The 4,418-nt window shown below is 74.6% G+C and carries 2 protein-coding genes; one reads left to right on the top strand and one right to left on the bottom strand.

Features of this window, described 5'->3' with window-relative positions; genetic code table 11:
• Positions 1-131 precede the first annotated feature (131 nt).
• Entirely contained in the window at positions 132-2,240 is a 2,109-nt protein-coding gene (locus ACOJTC_RS27010; protein ID WP_420118990.1) for a CotH kinase family protein, read from the top strand.
• Positions 2,241-2,298: 58 nt separating this feature from the next.
• On the opposite strand, the gene ACOJTC_RS27015 is transcribed toward ACOJTC_RS27010, so the two are convergent.
• A partial coding sequence (locus ACOJTC_RS27015) for an ATP-binding protein (RefSeq protein WP_420118991.1) occupies positions 2,299-4,418 on the bottom strand: 2,120 nt, incomplete at its 5' end.

Here is a 4,418-nt window from a genome sequence, read left to right on the forward strand (position 1 = left end):
GGCGGCGCGCCGCTCCGGGCGCGGCTGGTGTGGGGGGGGGGGCGCCGCCCGCGGCGCCCCCACTTCCGCGACGCCACCGGCTCGGCGGCACCGGCCCCCACCACCACCCCCCGAGTCACCCAGGAGACATCGTGCGTCTGACCGTTCGCCCGCCCACCCGGCGTGCCGTCGGGATCGCGGCCGTGGCCGTGCTCCTCACCGGGCTCCTCGTGCCGCACACGGCACAGGCCGGACCATCCGCCGCGACCGCCGGCCCGCCCGCCGCCCGCGCCGGGGTCACCACCGGCCTGGACACCTCCGCCGCCGACGCCGTCGCCGCCGCCGGGGCGGCGGACGAGCTGGTCGGCGACATCGTCTTCTCCCGGCCGAGCGGCACCTTCCAGGGGGAGGTGACGGTCTCGCTGAGCACCGCGATCGGCGGCGCACAGTTGCGGTACACCACCGACGGCCGGCTGCCCACCGCCCAGTCGCCGCTGTACGCGGGCACGCCGCTGCGGTTCACCCGCACCACCCAGCTACGCGTGCAGGCCTTCGTCGGCCAGACCGCCTCCGGTGCACCGGGGACCGCCATGTACGTCGCCCAGAACGTCGCCACCGCCCACGACCTGCCGGTGGTCCTGCTCGACTCGTACGGTGCCGGCAAGCCCGGCCGCGATTACCTCGACGCCACCGCCATGGTCTTCGAGCCGGGCGGCGGTGGCACCACCTCGCTGGCCGCGACCCCGACGGTCGCCACCCGCGCCGGGTTCCACCTGCGCGGCCAGTCGTCGGCGTCGTTCGAGAAGACGCCGTACCGCGTCGAACTGCGGGGCAACGACAACGACGACGCCGACTACCCGGTGCTCGGCATGCCGGCCGACTCCGACTGGGTGCTGCGCGGCCCGTTCAGCGACAAGGCGTTGATCCGGGAGGCGCTCGTCTACGATCTCGGGCGCGAGATGGGCATGCCGGCGCCGCGGTACCGGTTCGTGGAGTTCTATCTCAACACCGACGCCGCCCCGGTGGCCGCCGGTGACTACATGGGCGTCTACATGCTGGTCGAGACGATCAAGAACGCCAAGAACCGCCTCGACCTCAAGCAGCTCGACGAGGACGACCTGACCCTGCCCAAGATCCAGGGCGGGTACATCTGGAGCTTCGAGTGGCTGGCCGCCGAGGAACCGACGCTGACCTGCACCGGTGCGGCGGCGACCTGCTGGAACTACCTGGAGGTGCGGGACCCGTCACCGTTGCAGGCGCCCCAGCGGGACTGGCTGCGGGGCTACGTGCAGGAATTCCACGACGTGCTGCGGGCACCGAACTCCGCCGACCCGGTCACCGGCTACCGGAAGTACATCGACGTCGACTCGTTCGTGGACCAGATGGTCCTCAACGAACTCAGCCGGGAGATGGACTCCTACATCCGCAGCGCGTACTTCTACAAGGACCGGGACACCAAGATCTTCGCCGGCCCGCTGTGGGACTACGACCTCACCTTCGGCGTCGGCGGCTACTTCGGCAACGACCAGATCGCCGGCTGGCAGTACCAGCAGACCCGGCAACCGCTGGCCAACGACTGGTTCCCGCAACTCGTACGCGATCCGGCCTTCGTCAACCAGCTCCGGTCCCGCTGGCAGACGCTGCGCCGGGGCCCGCTCGCCGACACCGCCCTGCAGACCCGGATCACCGCGCTGGCCGCGCCGTTGACCAACGCCGCGCAGCGCAACTTCCAGCGCTGGCCGAACCTGACCGCGCCGATGGTCGGCCCCTTCTACACCCCGACCGCGTCCACCTGGCAGGGCCAGGTCCAGGCCATGCGGGACTGGATGCTGCGCCGGGCGGCCTGGTTGGACTCCACCGCCGGCTGGGGCGGCCCGGTCACCACCCCGCCCCCGTCGCCCACCACCACCCCACCGCCCACCACCCCACCGCCGTCCACCACGACCCCGCCGCCGGGCACCGCCCGCTGCACCGCGACGTACACCGTGACCAGCCAGTGGACCGGCGGGTTCCAGGGCGAGGTACGGGTCACCGCCGGCGCCTCGGCGATCAGCAACTGGACCGTGACCTGGGCGTACACCAACGGCGAGCGGGTCACTCAGGCATGGAACGCGACAGTGACCAGCCAGGGCGCGACGGTGACCGCCCGTAACGTCGCCTACAACGGCACACTCGCCGCCGGCGTCAGCACCTCGTTCGGGTTCCTCGGCTCGTCCACCGGCGGCCCCGGCGTCCCGGTGCCGAGCTGCACGACGGGTTGACCCCGGGCCACCTGGCACCGGCCGGTCCCCGCCGCCGGTGCCGGGTGGCGTCGGGTCGTCAGTCCCCGGCCGCGCTCCCGGTCATCGCCCGGGCCAGCCGCTCCCGGACCCGGGCGGCGTCCGGGTGACCGAGGTCGTCGAAGATGTCCAGCGCCCGCCGCCAGGTCCGCAGGGCACCGTGGACGTCCCCCGCCGCCTGCCGGGTCTCACCGAGCCGGGTCAGGGTGTCGGCCTCGTCGTACCGGTCACCGATGCGCCGGTACAGCGCCAGCGCCCGACCGTAGCAGCGGATCGCCCGCCGGTGCTGGCCCAGCCGGTCGTGGATGAAGCCCAGGCTGTCCCAGGTGTTCGCCTCGCCGTGCCGGTCGCCGGTCGGGCGCAGCAGCGTCAGCGCCTGGGAGCAGTGCTCCAGCGCCGGCCCGTACTGGCCGAGTTGGGCGTGCGCCCAGCCGACCCCGTTGCGGGCGCTGGCCTCCCCGGCCAGGTGTCCGGCGGCCCGGTAGAGCGCCAGCGCCCGCTGCCCGTGCTCCAGCGCCTCGGCGTACCGGCCGAGCCCGTCGAACATCGCCCCGAACGCCCGGTGGGTGCGCGCCTGCCCGGTGTGGTCGCCCAACGCGCCGAACAGGATCAGCGCCTCCCGGTAGTGCGCGACCGCCTCGTCCAGCCGACCCAACCGGCAGAGCACCCGGGCCAGGTCACGGTGGGCGTTCGCCTGCCCCACCCGGTCCCCCGCCTGCTGCGCCCCGGCCAGGGCGGCCTGCTGGGCGGCGGCCAGGTCCAGCCAGTTCCCCCGGCGCTGGAGGAAATCCACCAGGGTCCAGGCCAGTTGCCAGGCATGGCCGTCGAACCCGGCACGCCTCGCGTGCGAGACCGCCGCCAACAGCACCGGATACTCGGTGGTGAACCAGGCCAGGGCCGGACCGTGGGCGGTCAGCTCCTCGGGCGTCACCCCGGGCGGGACGGCGGCCAGCGTCACCGGGTCCCGACCGGGTTGCAACAGCAGCGCCGCCGTGTGCGCGGTGTGCAGGTAGTGGTCGAGTCCACGCCGGACCGCCGACTGCCGCTCCTCGGCGGGGTCGAGGCTCTCGGCCAACTCGCCCGCGTACGCCCGCAGCAGGTCGTGCGCGGTGAACCGGCCGGGCGCGTGTTCGGTGACCAGGTGGGCGTGGGCCAGTTCGGCCAGCAGCCGGGTCACCTGGCTGCGGGGCAGGCCGGCCAGGCTGGCCGCCGCGGCGATCCCGATGTCCGGCCCCGGGTGCGAGCCGAACAGCCGGAACAGTCGCGCCGCCGCCGGGGTCAGGTTCCGGTACGACCAGGAGAAGACCGACTGCACGTCCGTCCCGGTGTCCCCACCGTCGAAGGAGTCGAGCAGGCGCGGCGACTCGCGTAGCTCGTCGACGATGGTGGCCAGCGGGAACGTGGGGTGCGCCGCCCCGCGCGCGGCGAGCACGGCCAGCGCCAGCGGCAGCCGGACGCAGCGTTCGATCATCTCGTCGACCGCCTGCGGTTCGACGGTCAACCGGTCCGGGCCGAGCCGCCGGGCCAGCAGCTGCCACGCCTCGGCGGTGCTGAGCAGGTCGACGGCGATCTGCCGGGCCCCCTCGGCGGTGATCAGCCCGGCCAGCCGGTTGCGGCTGGTGACCAGGAACAGGCAGCCGGGACTGCCGGCCAGCAGCGGCCGTACCTGCTCGACGTCGCGGGCGTTGTCCAGCAGCACCAGCATCCGTCGGCCGGCGAGCAGGCTGCGGTAGAGCCCCACCTGGGCGGGCAGGTGGGTGGGGATCCGCTCGGGCGGCACCTCCAGGGCCTCCAGGAAGCCCCGTACCGCCTCGGCGGGTGTGACCACCGCGCCGGTGGCGTCGAATCCGCGCAGGTCGACGTAGAGCTGCCCGTCGGGGAAGCGGTCGGCGACCCGGTGGGCCCAGTACACCGCCAGGGTCGTCTTGCCGACGCCGGCCGTACCCGACAGCGTCATCGTGGTGGTCGACTGGCCACCGCCGGGCGTGCCGTGGTCGGCGCAGCCCGCGTCGAGCTGGGCGAGCTGCGCGGCGCGCCCGACGAACCCGGGCAGCGCCGGGGGCAGTTGGCGGGGGGCCCGGGGGGCCGGCGGCGGGGCGCGCGCCCCCCGGGCCGGGGGCCCGGGGGGGGGGGGCGCCGCCGCCGCCCCGGCCCGGGGGC

This window comes from Micromonospora sp. (assembly GCF_048594385.1).
GTDB lineage: Bacteria > Actinomycetota > Actinomycetes > Mycobacteriales > Micromonosporaceae > Micromonospora > Micromonospora wenchangensis.